At 63.7% G+C, this 17,793-nt stretch carries 17 protein-coding genes; 7 read left to right on the top strand and 10 right to left on the bottom strand.

What is annotated here, in order from left to right; all coding sequences use genetic code 11:
- The 8 genes from AS156_RS33305 to AS156_RS33270 all read right to left on the bottom strand — a co-directional run.
- The coding region (locus AS156_RS33305) for an IS481 family transposase (protein WP_066501212.1) at positions 1–964 on the bottom strand (964 nt) is incomplete at its 3' end.
- 292 nt (positions 965–1,256) lie between these two features.
- Positions 1,257–1,862: a GNAT family N-acetyltransferase gene (locus AS156_RS33300; RefSeq protein ID WP_066513591.1), complete on the bottom strand. Its 606-nt coding sequence runs from the start codon at positions 1,860–1,862 to the stop codon at positions 1,257–1,259.
- Positions 1,862–2,671 carry an ABC transporter ATP-binding protein gene (locus AS156_RS33295; protein WP_066513590.1) on the bottom strand — a complete coding sequence of 270 codons (810 nt, stop codon included), beginning with the start codon at positions 2,669–2,671 and terminating at the stop codon, positions 1,862–1,864. The genes AS156_RS33300 and AS156_RS33295 overlap by 1 nt, the downstream gene beginning before the upstream one ends.
- A gap of 15 nt (positions 2,672–2,686) precedes the next feature.
- A complete protein-coding gene (locus AS156_RS33290; RefSeq protein ID WP_066513589.1) occupies positions 2,687–3,484 on the bottom strand; it encodes an ABC transporter permease in 798 nt (265 codons plus the stop codon).
- A gap of 20 nt (positions 3,485–3,504) precedes the next feature.
- The gene (locus tag AS156_RS33285; protein ID WP_136626569.1) at positions 3,505–4,977 is read right to left on the bottom strand and encodes a phenylacetate--CoA ligase family protein; all 1,473 of its coding nucleotides are present in this window, start codon (positions 4,975–4,977) and stop codon (positions 3,505–3,507) included.
- A gap of 301 nt (positions 4,978–5,278) precedes the next feature.
- Entirely contained in the window at positions 5,279–5,626 is a 348-nt protein-coding gene (locus AS156_RS33280; protein ID WP_066513587.1) for a hypothetical protein, read from the bottom strand.
- A 179-nt stretch (positions 5,627–5,805) separates the two neighbouring features.
- Positions 5,806–6,252, bottom strand: a complete 447-nt coding sequence (locus AS156_RS33275) for an HAD hydrolase-like protein (RefSeq protein ID WP_201456147.1) — start codon at positions 6,250–6,252, stop codon at positions 5,806–5,808.
- A 305-nt stretch (positions 6,253–6,557) separates the two neighbouring features.
- Positions 6,558–7,181 (bottom strand): CGNR zinc finger domain-containing protein, encoded by a 624-nt coding sequence (locus tag AS156_RS33270; protein ID WP_066513586.1) that lies wholly within the window; start codon positions 7,179–7,181, stop codon positions 6,558–6,560.
- Positions 7,182–7,334: 153 nt separating this feature from the next.
- On the opposite strand from AS156_RS33270, the gene AS156_RS33265 reads away from it, so the two are divergent.
- The 5 genes from AS156_RS33265 to AS156_RS33245 all read left to right on the top strand — a co-directional run bounded on the left by AS156_RS33265 (position 7,335) and on the right by AS156_RS33245 (position 12,546).
- Positions 7,335–8,030, top strand: a complete 696-nt coding sequence (locus AS156_RS33265; protein WP_066513585.1) for an alpha/beta fold hydrolase — start codon at positions 7,335–7,337, stop codon at positions 8,028–8,030.
- Between the two features lie 32 nt (positions 8,031–8,062).
- On the top strand, positions 8,063–8,662 hold the full coding sequence (locus AS156_RS33260) for a TMEM175 family protein (RefSeq protein ID WP_066513584.1): 600 nt from the start codon (positions 8,063–8,065) through the stop codon (positions 8,660–8,662).
- Positions 8,663–8,706: 44 nt separating this feature from the next.
- Positions 8,707–9,561 carry an alpha/beta fold hydrolase gene (locus AS156_RS33255; protein WP_066513583.1) on the top strand — a complete coding sequence of 285 codons (855 nt, stop codon included), beginning with the start codon at positions 8,707–8,709 and terminating at the stop codon, positions 9,559–9,561.
- A gap of 203 nt (positions 9,562–9,764) precedes the next feature.
- Positions 9,765–10,667, top strand: coding sequence for a polyphosphate kinase 2 family protein (locus tag AS156_RS33250; RefSeq protein ID WP_066513582.1), 903 nt, complete (start codon positions 9,765–9,767; stop codon positions 10,665–10,667).
- Between the two features lie 172 nt (positions 10,668–10,839).
- Positions 10,840–12,546, top strand: coding sequence for a Na/Pi cotransporter family protein (locus AS156_RS33245; protein ID WP_066513581.1), 1,707 nt, complete (start codon positions 10,840–10,842; stop codon positions 12,544–12,546).
- A gap of 46 nt (positions 12,547–12,592) precedes the next feature.
- On the opposite strand, the gene AS156_RS33240 is transcribed toward AS156_RS33245, so the two are convergent.
- Positions 12,593–15,289: an HAD-IC family P-type ATPase gene (locus AS156_RS33240; RefSeq protein ID WP_283807960.1), complete on the bottom strand. Its 2,697-nt coding sequence runs from the start codon at positions 15,287–15,289 to the stop codon at positions 12,593–12,595.
- 153 nt (positions 15,290–15,442) lie between these two features.
- Here AS156_RS33240 and AS156_RS33235 point away from each other — a divergent pair, with 153 nt between their 5' ends.
- Positions 15,443–15,718: a hypothetical protein gene (locus AS156_RS33235; RefSeq protein WP_066513579.1), complete on the top strand. Its 276-nt coding sequence runs from the start codon at positions 15,443–15,445 to the stop codon at positions 15,716–15,718.
- A 59-nt stretch (positions 15,719–15,777) separates the two neighbouring features.
- Here the strand turns inward: AS156_RS33235 and AS156_RS33230 are convergent, their stop codons facing one another.
- The gene (locus tag AS156_RS33230; RefSeq protein ID WP_066513578.1) at positions 15,778–17,079 is read right to left on the bottom strand and encodes a PQQ-dependent sugar dehydrogenase; all 1,302 of its coding nucleotides are present in this window, start codon (positions 17,077–17,079) and stop codon (positions 15,778–15,780) included.
- A gap of 380 nt (positions 17,080–17,459) precedes the next feature.
- On the opposite strand from AS156_RS33230, the gene AS156_RS33225 reads away from it, so the two are divergent.
- A complete protein-coding gene (locus AS156_RS33225; RefSeq protein WP_066513577.1) occupies positions 17,460–17,759 on the top strand; it encodes a hypothetical protein in 300 nt (99 codons plus the stop codon).
- Positions 17,760–17,793 lie beyond the last annotated feature (34 nt).

Here is a 17,793-nt window from a genome sequence, read left to right as displayed (position 1 = left end):
TGTGGAGCCTCAAGAGGTTGTTCCCGGTCAATCCGAGTCTGCTGATCGGTGGCTTTGAGCCGATACTGCCATGAGGACGATGCCAGTTGTAGCAATGAAGCCATCGTGGCAACTCGGCTGCTCTTTCTGCTGAGGTGTTGTAGGCCTGCGCATAGGCCCATTCTCGTAGGCTGGTTTGAATGAAGCGTTCGGCCTTGCCATTGGTTTTGGGTGTATAGGGCCTGGTGCGGATGTGCTTGAGGCCGAGGCGCTTACACGCCCTTAGGAAGGCGAAGGATTTGTAGCACGCGCCGTTGTCGGTCATGACGCGCTGTACCTTCACGCCGAGGCTCACGTAGTAGGCCACGGCCGCCTTGAGGAAAGCGATGGCGCAACCCTTTCGCTCGTTCTTCATGACCTGGCTGAAAGCGATCCGTGACGCATCGTCGATGCAGACATGTACGTATTCCCAGCCTGGCCCTTGACGGCGAGAACGCAGATTGCTCGACCCATGTCGATCGCCGGTGATCCGATGGCCGATCCGATTGAACTTGCCGAGCTTTTTGATGTCTATGTGGATCAGTTCACCAGGATGCTGGCGCTCATAGCGCCGGATCGGCTCGGCCGGCTCCAGGGCAGCCAGCCTGTTCAAACCGAGTCGGCGCAGGATACGGCTGACGGTTGCTGCGGAGACCCCAACTTCGAGCGCGATCTGTTTGCCGGTGTGGCGCTGCCGGCGGAACGTCTCGACAGCGGCGCATGTGGCTGCCGGGGTTTGGCTTGGCAATGAATGAGGCCGCGAGGAACGATCCCGCAAACCATCGACGCCTAATGCGCGGAAGCGCTTGACCCATTTGGCGACCGTCTTTGCCGTCACATTGAATTGGAGCGCGGCTGTGGCCTTCGTCAGGCCGCCCTCGATCACGCTCCGCACCATCGCCTCTCGACCTTTCGGCGTCAAAGGCGCATTCTTGTGGATGTTCATCTGGTCTCTCCGGGGAACACTGAAGTTTCGCAACCTCAGCTTTCTCGGTTCAGACCAGATGGACAACCTCCTGAAAGCTCACAACTAGGGCGTCAGGCCTGCACGACTTCGCCGTCCGCCGCGCGCGTGCTCGTCAGTCACACGCTAGGCGTCCACCGCATCTCACCGCAACACTCGTGACGATCGCGACGCGCCCCTCAAGCGGGTGAGACGCAGGCATTAGACCGCTGAGTTGGGTCAAACGCGAAGCGGAATTTTGCCCGTCGGGGTGATTTGTCGCACCTCGCCCGGATCAGGCCGGCTGTCCGATCGCCGCCTCACGATCCGTCACGCGTTCGATCAGCCTGGACAGCCGCGACGGCGGCGCAGGCATCGCGGCAATCAATCCGCGCGCCCCGCTGAGCGCGTCGGGTACGAGCTCGCAGGCGAGCAGCCGGTCGCGCTCGCAGGGACCCGGCATGCGGAGCGCTCCGGTCTTGTCCGCCGAGAAGCCGAAGCGGCTGTAGTAGGCGGCGTCACCGACAAGGAGGATCGCACGGTGTCCGAGCGCGCCTGCGCGGGACAGCGCCTGCCGCATCAGCGCTGCGCCGATTCCGAGACTTCTGACATCTGCCGCGACTGCGAGGGGACCGAGCAACAGGCAGGCATGGCCGGTGCCGGTGATGACGGACCATAGCCGCAGCGTGCCGACCAGGCGACCGGCCAGATGCACGACGAAGGCCAGACCGGGCGCGGGCTCGCGGCCTTCGCGCAACCGCTCCGACGTCTTGGCGAAGCGGCCGGTGCCAAAGGCCTGGTCGAGCAGGGATTCGCGCGCGGCCACGTCCGAGCGGCGCTCACGCCGAATCGCAAATAGCTGCCGGCAGTCCTCGACATGCTTCTTCGGATGGACGGACATTACGCGACCCTCGCGAGATAGATGAAGACCTCGTCGAGATCCCTGCATTTGAAGCGCTCGGCGAGCTCGCGCGGACGTCCCATCGCGACGACACGGCCGCGGCTCATGATCACGACGAAATCACAGAGCTGCTCGACCTCCGTCATGTTGTGTGAGGACAGCAGGATGGTCGCGTCGCGGCGCTGCTGATAGGCGCGCAACCGGCTGCGCACCCACTCGGCGCGATCGGGATCGAGCGATGCCGTCGGCTCGTCGAGCAGCAGCACGTCGGGATCGTTGATCAGTGCTTTTGCGACGGCGACGCGCGTCTTCTGCCCCGCGGAGAGCCGCCCGGTGGCGCGATCGAGCACGTCGCCGAGCTCGAAATCCTCTATCAGCTCCTCGATGCGCGCCCTGAGGTTTTGCACGCCGTAGAGCCGTCCGAATACCATCAGATTCTGGCGCACCGTGAGACGCCCCGGCAGCGCGACATAGGGACTTTCGAAGTTCATCCGGCTCAGGACCTCATGACGCTCCTTCGCCATGTCGCAGCCGAGCACCTTGGCGCAGCCGAAGCTCGGGACCACCAGCCCCATGATCATGGAGATCGTCGTGGTCTTGCCGGCGCCGTTGCCGCCGAGCAAACCGACGGTCCAGCCCTTCGGCACGACGAAGCTCGCGTCATCGACGGCCCAATGGCTGCGGTACTTCTTGCAGAGGTTTTCGACTGCGATCGCCGGCGCGTCGTCGGTCTCGATGCACGCCGGAGCGGCACTCGACGACGTCGCTGTCGGCCGTTTGCCCGGAATGAATTGCGCGATGCTGCTCATGACAGAGTCCTCCTCTTACTCGCCCATGGTGAGCAGGCCGCCCTTGTGGCGGGCGCTCTGCAGCAGGGCGACGAATGTGGTGAAGCCGATTGTGAGGTAGACGGCATTGAGCGCGAGGCCCTCGATCGCGAGGTCGGTGCGGAACACGCCGTCGAGCAGCACGGCACGCATACCCTCGAACACGTAGGTCGGAGCCAGCGACCAGGCGACCGGATGCGACCAGCCGGGCAACGCTTCCACCGGGTAGTAGACGCAGCAGAGCGGCAGCAACACGATCATGATCGAATAGGCGAGGCTTTCGGCACCGAGGCCCTGGCGGATCACGAGGCCGGCAACAACGAGGCCGATCGCCCAGCTCGTCAGCACCAGGTTGAGGAAGAACACCACCAGCGCCGGCCCCAGCGCATAGACGTTGAAGCCGAACAGCAGCAGCGCCAGCAACGTCACCGGGATGGTGCCGATCAACAGCCGGATCAGGCTCATCAGCATCAGCGAGGCCGCGAGCTCCGCCGGCTGCAGCGGGCTCATCATCAGGTTCGCGAGGTTGCGCGACCAGATCTCCTCCAGGAAGGTGAAGGTGAAGCCGAGCTGGCCGCGGAAGAGCACATCCCAGAGCAGGACGGCGCCGAGCAGCATGCCGGCAGTCGAGGCCATCGCCGATCTGCTGTTATAGAGATAGGTGTAGAGAAAGCCCCACACCATCATCTGCATCGCCGGCCAATAGATGATCTCCAGCAGCCGGAGCCATGACGAGCGCAGGATGTAATAACAGCGTGCTGTCATGGCCGCGATGCGGTTCAGTGACTGGTTCATGGCAGAGATCCGGGTTTGATTTATGCCATCTCGCGGCGGATCGGGCGGCGCTTGCCAGCCCGCGGCGGAAACACCTCGAGCGCATGGGCCTGCACCCGGACCGGGTGCTCGAGACTTGCCGCGAGCAGGTCTTCCAGATGCGCGACCGAGGCGTGGAGCCGCGCGACCGGTGTGTCTGCGCCGAGCACGACCCGCGCCTCGACGAGATCGACGCCGCGCTGCACGATCTCGAATTGCGCCAGATGCAGGTTGCAGTCGAACATCCAGCGATAGGTCGCGTCGAGGATACTGCCGGCGGGGACCTTGCGGCCGTCGCGGTTGATGAAGGCATCGTTGAGCCGACCGTCGATGCTGGCGATCTGCGACCAGTTGATGTCGGACGCGACAGGATTGGCCGGCTGGGTGATGTAGTCGCCCTGCACATAGCGGATGAACGGCATCGCCTCGTTGAGCAGGTTGGTAATCACCGCGATGCCGGATTGACCCGGAGCCTGCGGCTCCATCGTGATGGGATCGAGCACGTCGAGATGCACGGTATCCTCGCAGACGTGATACCGGCCGTCGGGCATCTCGAGCGCGATGCGCGTCGCCTCCTCCGAGGAGTACTCGTCGAGCACGGGCACGCCGAGCTGGCGCGACCATTCCTGGCGGGCGGCGCGCGACGAATATTCCGAATGCGTCACTGCCAGATTGAGCGAGGCGCGGAACTCGTCGACATGCGGCATCAGCGCATCGAGGCTCGACGGGTACAGCGACAGGATCTTCGGCCCGAGATAACGCAGATGTTGCGCGACGCGGGCGGGCGGGATCAGGTTGGAGATGAATGCGGTCGGATAATCGCCGCCGATCGAATCGAACCACCACGGTACCGTGTAGACATGCGCGAGCAGATCCTCCGCGCGATAATTGCCGCCGCTCTGCATCACGAACTGGCGGACGCCCTGGATGGTGTCGGTGATGACAGCGTCGTAGTCGACGCGGATCAGCAGCGTCTGGCCGGATGAGCCCGACGACCGGGTCGGAAACAGGTTTTCAGGCTTGTACTTCCTGTTGACGCACTGATCCGGAAAGGCAGCGACCAGCTCGGCCTTGGTAATGACCGGGATCTTCCCAATGTCATCGTAGTCGCGCAGATGCTCCGGCTTGAATCCGGCCGCATCGTATTTGGCGCGATAGACCGGGATGTCCCGGTAGGCGAGCTCGACCAATTCCTTGATGCGGGCGAATTGCCGGGCGCGGATTTCGGACACCGGCAGATAGGGATGACGCAAACATTCGCCGAGATAGTTCTCGGTGGCGGCGACCAGCTCGGGTGCCGCGTCGCCGCTGGGCTGGAAATCCGGACGGGTGTGCTCGGTCTCCCAGAACTGGCGCTGTGGCACGCCAGTGTCGTTGACCTGTTCAGGTACCAGAGTGGCTGCCGGCTGATCGTGCGTCGGCACCAGGACCAGTTCGCCGCAGTCAGATCCGCGCGTCGCAATTGAGGATGTCATCATCAGCTCCATGGTTGACGGCTTGCCTCGATCCGCAATCGGGACCGGACCCGTTCATGGCGCTATCGATGACTCCTCGTGCTCAGCCTCGCCGTGACCAACGTCACACACGCTTCCGGGCGCGCGCCCGCTCGGACCGACTGCTGCGGTCGTTCTAGACCGCAGCAGTCGGTACCGGTTGACCGGCTAGCGCAATCCGCCATTCTGTGCGGGCGTGGTGGAATCCGCCCTACAAGGCTGGAATGATGCAGGAGGCGACGCCTAACCCTGGCGACCGATCAGCGCGAGCGGAAAGCGGACATCACTTCCCCTCGAGCGCCTTCTCGTGCGCCTCGAGTGCTGCCGTCAGCAGCTTCGGCAGTTGCCGCGCATAGGTCTCGACGAAGGTCGCGTCGCCCCAGGCTTCGGGATCGCGCGCGGCCTCCTCCGCGAGGCGCGCGGCCTTGGCCTCGCACTTTGCGAACGTGTGCCAGAACCAATCGGCGTTCTTGCGGAGCGCGGCCTTGTTTTTCTTGATGACGGCGGCGCCGACCGCGCTCATCGCACTGACGGCGCCTGCGCTCAGCGTGCTGATGGCCTGCGGATTGAGGATGTCTTCGCGCTCCAATGGCTGGGGGTTGGTCGCGGTCGTTCGTCCCTTGGCCGGCATGCTTGATCTCCTCGTGGCCCCCTCGACGCGGCGGAGCATCCCGCGCGGAGGTTGAGGAACACTCAAGGGACATGGATTGAAAAGCGTTTTGGATTTCGTTCCGGTTTTATGCGCTTCAGAAGCATCGCGCGGAGGGCTTCAGGATCCGCTCCCGGCGCGGTGCGCGAACACGGGAATCGTCAGGCTTTGGCGCCGTACCTGCGGATCAACTGGTCGGCGACGTCGTTGAGGTCGTTGCCGACGACCTGCGGCTGCGGGCCGACACCCAGCACATCGTTGCCGGGACGCTTGATCAGCGCGGCCTCCCAGCCGGCGGCAACGGCGCCGAGCGTGTCCCAGGTGTGGCAGGCGATCAGGCAGAACTGCGAAGAGGGAACGCCGAGTTCCTTCTCGACATAGGCATAGGCCTGGCGCGACGGCTTGTGATGCTTGACGCCGTCGGCAGAAAAGCGGCGCTCGAACAGGTCGACAATGCCGCCATTGGTGAGCTGGCGTGTCTGCACCTCGAGCAGGTTGTCGGTCAGCGTGAACAGCCGGAAGCCGGCCGCGCGCAGCTTGCGCAGCGCCGCAGGCACTTCCCGGTGCGGCGGCATGGTCGAGAACTTCTCCGTCAGCTCCTTCGGCATCGTCGATCCTGATGCCGCTTGTATCGGCCAGCATCTTCATCACGGCCGCGCCGATGTCGGTGAAGGGCACGTAGCATCCGGCGACAGTGAGCGCCGCCGAGTACATGATGAAATTCGCGAACCAGAGCCGCATCGCGCTCTTGTCGCTGAAGATGCGTGCGAACACCGGCTCCATAGTCTCCAGGTCGAGCAGGGTCTCGTTGACGTCGAACACGATCAAGGGAAGCGTCGCCATTGCACTGAACTCCTGTGGGTTGGGTTTGGTCGTTGTTGCGAGCGTGATCTCTTGCGATCACGCTCCGGTCTCAGCCCCTTTCCTTGATCCGGTTGCGATGCGCGGCCTGCTTGGCGCGATTGCCGCAGATCGCCATGCTGCACCAGCGACGCGCGCGGGCCCTGGTGTGATCGGCGAACATCAGTGTACAGGCCGGTCCCTCACACGCCTTGATGTCGGCAAAGCTCTCCTCGCAGACCACCTTCGCCATCGCTTCGCCGATCGGCAGCAGCAATGATCCGCTCGAGCGCCAGCGCCGGGTCCGCTCCAGCACGAAGCCGTCGCTGTCGTCATGGCGATGCACGACGATCCGGCTGAACGCCTCGTCGCCTTCGAGCAGGCGATTGAGCGGCTCGAGCTCGCGCAGCGCCCGCGCCGTCAGCGGCCGGCCCATATGTTTGCGCACGAAGCCACGGAACCATTCGCGCAAGGACCGCGCCTGATCGGCGAGCCTGTCCAGCTCGCCGGGATTCGCCCGTGCCTTGAACCCGTCGAGCACATCCGACGGCACCAGCTTCGCCTGCGCGAGCCAACGCAACAGCCCGTCGCCGTCAGCGATCCAGTCGACCGGCGTATCGACCGGGGTCGCGATCGAGTTGATGAAATCGAGACCCAGCGCGTCGGCGATGAAGATGGCAGGCGGATGAGATTGCACGGCGAGGCTCTCCTGACGGTGTCTTTGGACCGGCCGCAAATAACCTGATTAAACCCTGTTGACAAGTTACACGCAGTGAGCCATAAGCATCGTAACCTGTCAATTGGCGTTTTAGAGGTTACAACCGATTGGCCTGAAACAAGGGAGCGGACAATGGCAGTCAAGGATGTCAGCGTGGTTCTTGCCCATGGCGCGTGGGCCGACGGCTCGAACTGGGCGCGGGTGATCACGGCGCTCGATGCCGACGGCATCAAGGCGGTCGCGGCGCCGCTGCCGCTCACCTCGCTGGCCGACGACGTCGCGGCGTTGAACCGCGTGCTGGATCGCGTTGAAGGCAACATCGTGCTGGCCGGACATGCCTACGCCGGCGCCGTGATCGCCGAGACCCGCTCGCCGCGCGTCAAGGCGCTGGTCTATGTCACGGCGCTTGCGCCCGACGAGGGCGAGACCGTGGCCAACGTGTTCTACCGCCTGCCGCCGCATCCCTTCGCGCCGAAACTCGCGCCTGATGCCAACGGGCTGATCTGGCTGCCCGAGTCCGCTTTCGCATCGGCCTTTGCGCAATGCGCGCGGCCGGAGGATCTCGCCGTGCTCGCAGCGGTGCAGCGGCCGATCTCGCCGGCCTGCATCACCGTGCCGGTCGGCCGCCCGCTGTGGAAGAACGTGCCGTCCTGGTTCCTGGTCGCCGAGGAGGACCGGATGATCGTGCCGGAGACCCAGCGCAGCATGGCCGCGCGGATGAAGGCTGTGGTGCGCGCGCACGCGGTCGATCACACCCCGATCGTGACGGCGCCGGCGCTGGTCACCGACATCATCAAGGATGCGGTCCGCAGCGTATCGCAGCGCTGAAGTCTCTCGCAATCGAGCACAGGAGAGCTGCCATGCAAGAGAAACGTCTGTCTGCGGATCGACTCGGCGCGTTTTCCGATGCGGTGATCGCGGTGATCATCACCGTGATGGTGCTGGAGCTGAAGGCGCCCGAGGGTTCGGCATTCGCCGACCTGGTGCCGCTGTGGCCGACTGCGATCAGCTACGCGGCGAGCTATCTGTTCATCGCGGTAATCTGGGTCAATCATCACCATCTACTCCATCTGGTGCGGCAACCGACTCCGCGGCTGATCTGGCTGAACTTTGTCCACCTCTTCGCGGTCTCACTGCTGCCCTTCGCAACCGCCTGGGTCGCACGATCGCACATGGCCGCCGCGCCGGTAGTAGTCTATGCGGTGATCTTTCTCCTGATCGACCTCGCCTATCTTGCCTTCGAGCGCGCGGTGCTCGCCCAGGCGGACCGGAGCCTGATCTCCGAACGCGTTCGGACATGGACACAGCGTCGCACGCTGCTCGCAGTGCTGCTGTTCACCGGAGGTGCTGCCATCGCCCCGTTCGTGCCACTGCTGGGCTTTGCGACCGTGTGCTGTGCCCTCCTGCTTTATCTGCGGCCCGAAGCAATGAGCGGGCTTGCTCGGCAAGTCAAACTCTAATCTCCGAAACTTCATCACCACATCACGACAGCAAGGAGTGACAGATGTCCCAGGTCAAATATCGCTTCGCCGACGTCGACGGCTTCAAGGTGTTCTATCGTGAGGCCGGATCGAAAGGCGCACCAAAGCTGCTGCTGCTGCACGGCTTCCCGAGCGCCGGGCACATGTTCCGCGATCTCATCCCCCTGCTCGCCGACCGCTTCCATATCGTGGCGCCGGACCTTCCCGGCTTCGGCCAGTCGGACATGCCGCCGCGCGACAAGTTCAACTACACTTTCGACAACATGGCCGGCGTGATCGACCGCTTCACCGAGGTGATCGGCTTCGACCGCTTCGCGGTCTATGTGTTCGACTATGGCGCGCCGACCGGCTTGCGGCTCGCCGTGAAGCATCCGGAGCGGATCACGGCGATCATCTCGCAGAACGGCAACGCCTATGAGGAGGGCCTGAGCGACGGCTGGACTCCGATCCGTGCCTATTGGAAGGATCCGTCACCGGCGAACCGCGACGCGCTGCGCGCATTCCTGACGCCGGAGACCACGCGCTGGCAATACACCCACGGCACGACCGATCCGGAGACGGTGTCGCCGGACGGCCAGAACCTCGACAATTTCTACATGGCGCGTCCCGGCGCGCACGACGTGCAGCTCGATCTGTTCGGCGACTACAAGAGCAACGTCGCGCTCTACCCGGCCTTCCAGAATTACTTCCGCACCCACCAGCCGCCGTTCCTGGCGATATGGGGCAAGAACGATCCGTTCTTCCTTCCCCCGGGCGCCGAAGCGTTCAAGCGCGACAATCCGCGCGCGGTGGTCCGCTTCCTCGATACCGGGCACTTCGCACTGGAAACGCACGCCGCCGAGATCGCGGCGAGCATCCGCGAAGTCCTGCCGCGCTGATGCCGGCCCGCCGCCCGCGAATCCTGCACACTGCACTGCACTCGCTGGAATGACTTGGACCGCGGCCGTCAGGCCGCACCGCACGGAACTCTATCGCCATGATACGATGAGGAACGGCTCATCTGGCTGCCGGAGCGCAGGTCAGGCCGGATCGTTGAGCAGATAGCCCGAGATTGTCTCCGCTCCAAAAGGGAGTTCACTCCATGCCGAGGACAGAGATTCTCGACCAGATCCAGAAGTACATCCACCCGTTCCGAATTGCGAGCGGCAAGGGCTTTCAGCTGAAGGATTTCGATCCTGGCGACACGCGCGGTCTGAAGATGGAAAAGGGCGAAGCTGCGGACCTTCTTCAACGCGGCACTCAGTGGCTCGCAGAAGAACAGGACATGCTCTATGCGCAAGACCGTTGGTCGCTGCTGCTCGTATTCCAGGCCATGGATGCGGCCGGAAAGGACAGCACGATCAAACACGTGATGTCGGGGGTGAATCCGCAGGGCTGCCAGGTGTTTTCGTTCAAGCAGCCCTCGCGAGAGGATCTCGCGCATGACTTCATGTGGCGCTACGTCACGCGTCTGCCAGAGCGCGGGCGGATCGGAATCTTCAATCGCTCCTATTACGAGGAAGTTCTCGTCGTGCGCGTTCACGAGGATATCTTGAAGCGACAGAGATTGCCTCCGTCGTTGATGGGCAAGCAGATCTGGGACGAGCGGCTGGCCGACATCGCGCGCTTCGAGGATTACCTTAGCCGGCAGGGCATAGTCGTCCTCAAGTTCTTCCTGCATCTGTCGCGCGACGAGCAGAAGAAGCGCTTCATGAAGCGCCTCGACAATCCGGAAAAGAACTGGAAGTTCTCTGCGTCGGATGTGCACGAGCGCAAGTACTGGCGCGACTATATGAGCTCGTACGAGGCCGCGATCGCGGCCACCGCATCGGATCAAGCGCCGTGGTACGTGGTGCCGGCCGACAACAGGTGGTTCACCCGTCTTGTCGTCGCCGCGGCAGTCGTGGAGGCCGTCGAGAAGCTAGATCTTGCATATCCGAAGGTAAGCCCGGAGCAGAAGAAGGAGCTGGCGGCGGTCCGGGCGGAACTTGCGCGAGACGCTTAACTCCCGTGGCTCGAACGCTCGATGATCGGCATCGTCGGCGCCGCGACGGAAACAACCGCGACTAAAGACATCGACTGCGTCAGCCGATCCGCGACGCTCTCGCCTTGGCTGGCCAGACGTTGCAGCTGCGCTATATTGACGGCCTGATTGTCGATGTCCCCGGAGCGAGCGCATGTCGACGACGATTTCGGTCCTTGGCGGTGTGGGTCTGTTCCTGCTTGGCATGAGCGTCATGACCGCCGGCCTCAAGGGACTTGCCGGATCGGGATTGCGGACGGTGCTGAGCAAGGCGGCGGCGACCTCGCTGTCTGGTGCCTTCTGGGGTGCGGTCGTCACGCTGATCGTGCAATCCTCGAGCGCAACCACAATGACCACCATCGGTCTCGTGAGTGCGGGCGTGCTGACATTTCAGCAGGGGTTGGCCCTGGTATTCGGCGCCAATGTCGGCACGACAGGAACCGGCTGGCTCGTTGCTCTCATCGGGGTGCGCGTCTCGCTCACGGCGGCGGCATTGCCGATGATCTTCGTCGGTGCGCTGATCAAATTGCTTGGCCGTGGACGTGTGTCCGCAGCGGGTGCGGCGCTTGCCGGTTTTGCGCTTGTGCTCTTCGGACTGACGACTCTGCAGCAGGGCATGGGGGGACTGGCCGAACAGTTGCATCCGGCCGATCTGCCGGCTGTTCTCGGCACCACATGGTGGTCGGGCCTGTACGGTGTGCTTGCGCTGGTCGCAGTCGGACTGCTGATGACGGCCGCGATGCAATCATCGACTGCAGCTATCGCGGTCACGCTGACCGCATACTATGCGGGCGCCGTCGGATTGGACCAGGCTTGCGCGCTGATCATTGGGCAGAACATCGGAACGGCGACCAGTTCCGCCTTGGCTGCAATCGGTGCGAGCAGCACCGCCAAACGATTGGCTCTCGCATACATCTTGTTCAAGCTGATCGCGGCCCTGATCGCATTGGTACTCTTTCCTGTCACGATTCCTCTGCTCGTCCGCGCTTCGAACACGATCGATGGCGTGACGCTGCTTGCAGGTTATCACACGGCCTACAACGTCGTTGGCGTCCTGGTGCTGCTGCCCGTGATCAATGGGTTCACCCGGTTTGTCGAGCGTATTCTTCCTGAACGCGGCTCGCCTCTTACGCGGTGTCTCGATCCGGTAGCGCTGGAGACGCCGATTGCGACCGAAGAAGCCGTACGGCGCACGGTTGCGCGTGCGCTCGGAACGATGTGCGCATCACTCGCGCAAGTGTTGGCGGCGGGGATTGCGGGCGCAACCGTGCGTCCCGGGAGGAATGTGGCATCAGTGGCGGAAGCAGCCGATGCCCTGCGCCAGGCTCAAGCATTCATGTCGGAGGTTAGTGGCCCGCCCCAATCCGCGGATGAGCAGGTGCGGCTCACCAGCACGTTGCATGCGCTCGACCATGCCTCCCGCCTGGCCGAAGCCGTGGGCGACGGAGCCGAATTTGGTACGCCGACCCACGGGCCCGAAGATGTGCGTGCCGCGCAGATGTGCGCGGAGGCCATGCGGGGCGCCGCCTCGCTCGCCGCTGAAGCCGCTCCTCTACCGACCTCTCCCCGTCACGCTGCCCCAATCGAGCCTGGAGGGAGGTCGAAGGGGACGTTCGACGCGGCGAAGGAACTCCTGGCGACGGGAGAAGCCACCGGACAAGCCCTTGCCCAACTGGAACAGTGCGCGAAAACACTTGGCGAACTCAGGAAAAGCCATCGCAGTGCGACGCTCAACTCGGTGGCGAGTGGAGAGTTGACCGCGGACGAAGCAATCGCTCGCGTCGATGCTCTACGGCGCCTTGAGGCACTCGCGCATCATGCCTGGCGCTCTGCGGCGCATCTCGTCGGTCGCGGCGCATAGCATGGCAATAGATCGAAGGACGCGGACGCTTGAGAAAACGAGCCGTTCACGCGCCGGCTTCCGCCGCGACAACGACCTTCCGCAAGGAACCTGACGAGCGAATGACGAGCTTCTCCGCCTCCACGACGAGGAAGAACAGCAAGCCGCCCGCTAGGAGCCAGGGCCACACCCGAAGCGGGACAGGTTCGTTGCCAAACATCGCCTGGACCGGTGGTGCGCAGGTGAAAGTCAGTTGCAGGATGACGACGGCAACGATGCCGAGCGGCAAGTAGGTGTTGCCCATGTGTGCCTTCAGGGAAAGCGACGAATCGAGCAGGTAGCGGCTATTCAGCAAATAGAAGACCTGGCCGATCGTGATGGCATTGACGGCTACCGTCCGGGCAAGTCCGTCTGATGCGCCCTGCTGCTTCATCCAGAAGAATGCCAGCAAGGTGTATGCTAGGAGCGCCAAGCCGACAAAGATGATCCGCCAAATCCCGAAGCCGGTCACGATCGGGCGGTCTACTGCGCGCGGGGGCCTGTCCATGACATCGATTTCGTGTGGTTCGAAGGAGATGACGAGGCCAAGCGCGACCGACGTTACCATGTTGACCCAGAGCACTTGCGGGGCCGTGATCGGCATGGTGAACCCGACAAAGATTGCCACCGCAATGACCAGTGCCTGCGCGACGTTGGTCGGCAGCAGGAAAAGCATGGCCTTCTCGATGTTGTTGTAGACGGTGCGGCCCTCCTTTACTGCCGCCGAGATCGAGGCGAAGTTGTCGTCGGCCAGGATCATTCCGGCCGCTTCCTTCGTGACCTCGGTGCCCTTGATCCCCATCGCGACCCCGATGTCGGCTTTCTTGAGAGAGAGCGCGTCATTCACACCATCGCCTGTCATCGCCACGATCTGATTATTCGCCTGGATCGCTTTCACGAGGCGCAGCTTGTGTTCGGGGCTGGCGCGCGCGAAGACGTCAACCGCGCGGACGCGTTCCTGCAACGTCGCGGTGTCCATGCCCTCGATTTCGGCTCCCGTGATCGCGGTCTTTCCATCGCCAAGCCCTAGCATCTTGGCGATGGCCGCGGCTGTGATCTTGTGATCACCGGTGATCATGGTGACCCGGATGCCGCCACCGTGGCATTCCTTCACGGCTTCGATGGCCTCCTTGCGCGGCGGATCCAGCAGGCCGATCAGGCCGAGCAAGACAAGCGTCCTTGGCAGGTCGGCCGCGGTGAGACCGCCAGCCTGCACTTTCGGATTCGGTAGCCACGCGAGCGCCAGCACACGTTCGCCTCGCGCTGCAAGCCTGTCCGATTGTTTCAAGAAGTGCTCGCGGTCGAGCGGGCCCGACTGGCCATCGGCGGTCTGCTGGCGATCGCAGTGCTCGAGGATGACTTCCGGGGCGCCCTTGACGAGCAGGACCCGCTCGCCGCTCGCAGCTTTCTGGAGCGTCGCCATGAACTTGTGCTCGGATTCGAACGGAATGGCGTCGATACGCGGAGATGCAGCCTGCTCGGCCTGTCGATCCATGCCAAGCTTGGCGGCAAACGGATAGAGCGCCCCCTCGGTGGGATCGCCCTCCACCTTCCAGGTGCCATCCTCCTGGAACAGCTCCGCGTCGTTGCAGAGCAGGGACACTCGGCCCATCAGCGCGAGTACCGGATCGCTGCCCGCGGGCTGTCCGTCCTTGTTGATTGCCCCTTCCGGAGAATAGCCATCGCCGGTGATCTCATATGCCGATCCGGCCGTGACGGCGGACACAACCATCATCTCCATGAGCGTCAGCGTACCCGTCTTGTCCGAGCAGATCCGCGACACCGAGCCCAGAGTCTCGACTGCGGGCAATCGCCGGATGATGGCATTGCGTCGGGCCATGCGCTGGACGCCGATGGCCAGGGTGATTGTAATGAGTGCAGGCAATCCTTCCGGGACAAGCGATACGGCGATGCCGACGACCGCCTGGAAGAGCTCCACAAAGTCGATCCCCTTCACCCACTTTCCGTAGGCGAAGATCAGCACACTGATCACGCCGATCGCCGCGGTGATGGCGTAGCCAAATTTCTTGATCTGGCGTAGCAGCGGGGTCTCGAGCGGACTGACGTCGGCGAGCAGTTGGTTGATACGGCCGAGTTCCGTCTCATTGCCGGTCGCGACGACCAATCCGGTCGCGCGACCGGATACGACCATGGTGCCGGAAAATGCCATGCTTTCGCGATCCCCGACCGTCGCGTTCGCCGGCACCGCGTCGGCGCTTTTTTCTGCCGGCACCGATTCACCCGTGAGGGCCGCTTCTTCGGTCCGCAAGTTCTTTGTCTCCAGGAGACGCAGATCCGCAGGAATCTTGTCGCCGGACTCCAGTAGCACGATGTCGCCCGGAACCAGTTGCTCGGCGGGAATCATGCGGGTCTCCCCACCGCGCACCGCCCGAGCATCGGCGGACAGCATGTTCCGGATGGAATCCAGTGCCTTCTCGGCCTTACCTTCCTGAATGAACCCGAGCAGCGCGTTGAGCACGACCACGGCAAGGATGATCGCCGCATCGACCCAGAGGTTCAACATCAGCTTGGTGAACCCCGCGGCGAGCAGCACATAGACCAGGATGTTGTTGAACTGCGTGAAAAGCCTGGCAAACGGACCCCGTTTCCTGGCTTCAGGCAAACGGTTCGGCCCGCATTTCTGCAGTCGAACTGCCGCCTCGGCCGGATCGAGGCCTTTCTCGCGGCTGGTCGCGAGCAGCCTCACGACCTCTTGCCAAGGCATCGCGTGCCAGTGCTCCGCGTCATTGGTCGTGTTCGCATTCGCGGCTGTACTCATGCTTTTTGCTCTACGAATTGCTGACCGCTCGACGTCTAATTCAGTCGCCTGACATTTCCTTCAAAGCTCAAATGAGATTGATTGTGTTCTGAAGGACTCTTGGTCTGGATCAAGAAACCGAGCCTCGGCGAATTCCAATTCGGTCCCGCCGCAGCCGAACCGCGGGCTCGCCGTGTCCGCTCCGGCGGCGAGACCAAACTCAACGGCGAGTTCATCTTCATCATCGAAGCACTGGTCGGTATTGCCGAACTCAAGACCGAGGACCGCATCGTGCGCTTCTGCGATCCGGACATCGGACTCATCAACGGCCGCGGTCTGATCAACCCAACCTGTCGGCGATCATCCCGGTTGAACCTGGAACGGCCTCCACCTTAATCCTCCCCTTGCAAGCGGGAAAGGGAACCGATTCCGACGCTGCTGCGCCCCGACGGCGCCTACGCGCCGGTCACGCGCCAGATCACGTTGCCGACGTCGTCGGCCACCAGCAGCGAGCCGTCCGGGCCGAGCGTGACGCCGACCGGGCGGCCGTACGACACCTTCTCGTCGGGCGCGAGGAAGCCCGACAGGATGTCGCGCGGGGGCCCGGAGGGACGGCCGTTCTCGAACGGCACGAACACCACCTTGTAGCCCGAGAGCGTCGAGCGATTCCACGAGCCGTGCTGGCCGATCACCATGCCGTCCGGGAAGCCCGGCAGCGTGCCCTTGGGCATCCAGCACAGGCCGAGCGACGCGGTGTGGCCTCCGAGCGCGTAGTCGGGCTGGATCGCTTTGGCGACCATCGCCGGATCCTGCGGCACGCGATCGTCCACGGTCTGTCCCCAGTAGCAATAGGGCCAGCCGTAGAAGCCGCCATCGCGCACCGAGGTCAGGTAGTCCGGCGGCGTCTCGTCGCCGATGCCGTCGCGCTCGTTGACGACGGTCCAGAGCGCATTCGTGGTCGGCTCCCAGGCCAGTCCCACCGGGTTGCGCAGGCCGCCGGCGAAGATGCGGCTGGTGCCGGCAGCGAGATCGAGTTCATAGATCGCGGCACGGCCTTGCTCGACCTCGAAGCCACCCTCGGCGATGTTGCTGAGCGAGCCGACGCCGGCATAGAGCTTCTTGCCGTCGGCACTGGGCAGCAGGCTCCGGGTCCAGTGCCCGTCGGGCTTGAAGGTCACGAGCTTGCGCCCCTGCGCGGTGATGCGAGCCGCGCCCGCGGTGTAGGGAAAGGCGACGACGCCGTCGGTGTTGCCGACATAGAAGGTGTCGCCGACCAGCGCCATGCCGAACGGCTGGCTCAATCCTTCCATGAAGGCGCCGCGCGTCTCGGCGACGCCGTCGCCGTCACGATCGCGCAGCAGGGTGATGCGATTGGCGCTGACGCCGAGCGCCGCGGCGCGCCGCATCGTCGCCTGCATCGCATAATGGAAGATCGAGCGCGGAGTGCCCGCGATCTGCGTCGCCTCCGCGATCAGCACGTCGCCATTGGGCAGCGCGTAGATCCAGCGCGGATGATCGAGTCCGGCCGCAAATGCGTTAACTTTAAGCCCGGGCGCGGCCGTCGGCTTCTGGCCCTGGTCCCAGCCCCGCGCCGTTGGCATCTTGAGCGTCGGGATCGCACCCTGCGACTTCGCTGCCGGGATCTGCGGCGTGCTGCCCCAGGCAGGCTTGGGCTCCGCGCCCTGCATCCGCCGCCAAGCCACCGCGACCGCGCCGATCCCCGCAATGACACGCGCAAACGCTCCGGACATGCTCATCAAAGATCCCCCATTTCTATTCCCGGGCAACTCGTGTCGCGGCCGGGCTCACCTGCACTCCCACCTTGCGAGCATTGGCATAATGCCGGCTCCGATGACAGTAGTTATACGATCTTCGCAGATCCCCTCGAATCGGGGAAACTGCCTGTTGGCGTTCTTCGTGAGCGCTTCCTCCCTGAGACCTCGCCCGCCGCAGTGGCGGGCTTCTTTTCCGGACATTGCGGCTATGCAGGTCAGGTGAGGCTGCTCGTCGCGCCATGCAGATCGCCGGCCCCCGCGCAATGATATCGGCGCCCATTCACATCGCAGTGTTGAACGCAAAATCCGGAACGCTCCTGTGCCGGGGTCGTTGGTCGCGATACCCAGCAAGGAGTTCGTGAATGCAAACAAAGATCAAGATCGTGTCACTCGCCGCGGCAACGCTGCTCGCAACGACGGCAGGCGCATTCGCTCAGGGTTACTATCCCTACGGGAACTATGGAGCCGGGCGATACTATGGCGGCCCGAGCTACGAAACCGGGCAGCCGAACGTGATGATGTATTATCCGGCGCAACCGGGCCGGTACGGTTCCTTCAACGGCAGCAATCATCCGACACCGAGCTCGACGCAGGGCGATGTCGGTCCTGAAGGCAACAACAACGGCACGCTGACCGGCCCCTACTACTACAATCAATGGTAACTCACGCAGAGCCGAGGCCCGCCGCTTGCCCGAG

It is taken from the genome of Bradyrhizobium macuxiense (assembly GCF_001542415.1).
Classification (GTDB): Bacteria; Pseudomonadota; Alphaproteobacteria; order Rhizobiales; family Xanthobacteraceae; genus Bradyrhizobium; species Bradyrhizobium macuxiense.
This window is presented reverse-complemented; position numbering and strand designations above follow the sequence as displayed.

Bases quoted from the DNA above. Each gene is read 5' to 3' on its own strand.
- AS156_RS33300 (WP_066513591.1), bottom strand. From the start codon at position 1,862: ATGTCCGTCCATCCGAAGAAGCATGTCGAGGACTGCCGGCAGCTATTT.
- AS156_RS33295 (WP_066513590.1), bottom strand. From the start codon at position 2,671: ATGAGCAGCATCGCGCAATTCATTCCGGGCAAACGGCCGACAGCGACG.
- AS156_RS33290 (WP_066513589.1), bottom strand. From the start codon at position 3,484: ATGAACCAGTCACTGAACCGCATCGCGGCCATGACAGCACGCTGTTAT.
- AS156_RS33285 (WP_136626569.1), bottom strand. From the start codon at position 4,977: ATGACATCCTCAATTGCGACGCGCGGATCTGACTGCGGCGAACTGGTC.
- AS156_RS33280 (WP_066513587.1), bottom strand. From the start codon at position 5,626: ATGCCGGCCAAGGGACGAACGACCGCGACCAACCCCCAGCCATTGGAG.
- AS156_RS33275 (WP_201456147.1), bottom strand. From the start codon at position 6,252: ATGCCGAAGGAGCTGACGGAGAAGTTCTCGACCATGCCGCCGCACCGG.
- AS156_RS33265 (WP_066513585.1), top strand. From the start codon at position 7,335: ATGGCAGTCAAGGATGTCAGCGTGGTTCTTGCCCATGGCGCGTGGGCC.
- AS156_RS33260 (WP_066513584.1), top strand. From the start codon at position 8,063: ATGCAAGAGAAACGTCTGTCTGCGGATCGACTCGGCGCGTTTTCCGAT.
- AS156_RS33255 (WP_066513583.1), top strand. From the start codon at position 8,707: ATGTCCCAGGTCAAATATCGCTTCGCCGACGTCGACGGCTTCAAGGTG.
- AS156_RS33250 (WP_066513582.1), top strand. From the start codon at position 9,765: ATGCCGAGGACAGAGATTCTCGACCAGATCCAGAAGTACATCCACCCG.
- AS156_RS33245 (WP_066513581.1), top strand. From the start codon at position 10,840: ATGTCGACGACGATTTCGGTCCTTGGCGGTGTGGGTCTGTTCCTGCTT.
- AS156_RS33240 (WP_283807960.1), bottom strand. From the start codon at position 15,289: ATGCCTTGGCAAGAGGTCGTGAGGCTGCTCGCGACCAGCCGCGAGAAA.
- AS156_RS33230 (WP_066513578.1), bottom strand. From the start codon at position 17,079: ATGAGCATGTCCGGAGCGTTTGCGCGTGTCATTGCGGGGATCGGCGCG.
- AS156_RS33225 (WP_066513577.1), top strand. From the start codon at position 17,460: ATGCAAACAAAGATCAAGATCGTGTCACTCGCCGCGGCAACGCTGCTC.